Source organism: Psychrobacter sp. AOP7-B1-24, from assembly GCF_052376215.1.
Classification (GTDB): Bacteria; Pseudomonadota; Gammaproteobacteria; order Pseudomonadales; family Moraxellaceae; genus Psychrobacter.
In genome coordinates, this window is record NZ_JBQSVL010000183.1 from 1 (window position 1) to 988 (window position 988).

General features: G+C 29.0%; 1 protein-coding gene. It reads left to right on the top strand.

Translation table 11 applies throughout. The features are described 5' to 3' along the window. The first annotated feature begins 131 nt into the window (after window positions 1-131). A complete protein-coding gene (locus ACT3QP_RS14880) occupies window positions 132-866 on the top strand; it encodes a hypothetical protein (RefSeq protein ID WP_444526039.1) in 735 nt (244 codons plus the stop codon). Window positions 867-988 lie beyond the last annotated feature (122 nt).

Here is a 988-nt window from a genome sequence, read left to right on the forward strand (position 1 = left end):
AAATAATTTTTTACAGGTATAAGGTGTCCTTTAATGAAAAGCTTAAGATTTAGCGGGGCTCTAAATCCTTGAACACGCGTTAAAGCAACCATCACCAAAAATACTAAAAGGCTTTCGATAAAGAGCACTATATGAATAAATCAATAACAATATTTTCAATACTATTGCTTTGTAACTGTACCAGTAATGCTCAAACTGAAATCAAAGATGATCTATCAAACACTACAGACTGCTCCGTTGAGAGTAAATGTCATGAGCAGTTGACTAAAAAGCAGCTAGAAGTTATTTTAGCAGATATTAGCACACCTGCTGACACACCATTGAGACATACATATATTGATAATATTGATGGTCAAAATGTACTAACCGACTTCACTACTCTATCCAACTCAACAGAATATCATTACTTTATCAAAAAAAACAACGAAACAGAAAGTATCGATAAGATTATCGGTAAATCATCGGTATATGGCATTACCAGAAATTTTATTGTCAGTAATATCAACGAAAACTTAACTAGTGACTATCGAGAAATTGCTGATAATATTTTATCGGAAATAACTAAACATCATGAAATCCAGCAGACTGGAGCCTTTTACAAATTACCTATGCAAGTTCGCATGGGAGAAATAAAAAAAGTAAATTTTTTTGTAAGATATAATAACGACAATGAAATTTCAAATTTTGATCCTAAATATGTAATTCAGTGTGCTAATAATAAAATAACACTAAAAGACGACACCTTATTTTTTATAGGCTATAACTATAATAACTTAGAGCAGGAAACCTATGCCGTATTAAAAGACGGTTTAGATAAATATACTTATTATTATGACATGAATAAACTTTGCTCAGCAATCATCTAGCAAATATATTGTTAACTTTAAATACTCTTAATTATTATCATTTTATATTCAAGAGAGTTTCTATATATAAACCACTAGTAACGATTATATCTAATAATTTAACGAAATTTAAAATAAATATT

Coding starts and splice junctions, on each gene's coding strand:
- ACT3QP_RS14880 (WP_444526039.1), top strand. CDS start 132: ATGAATAAATCAATAACAATATTTTCAATACTATTGCTTTGTAACTGT.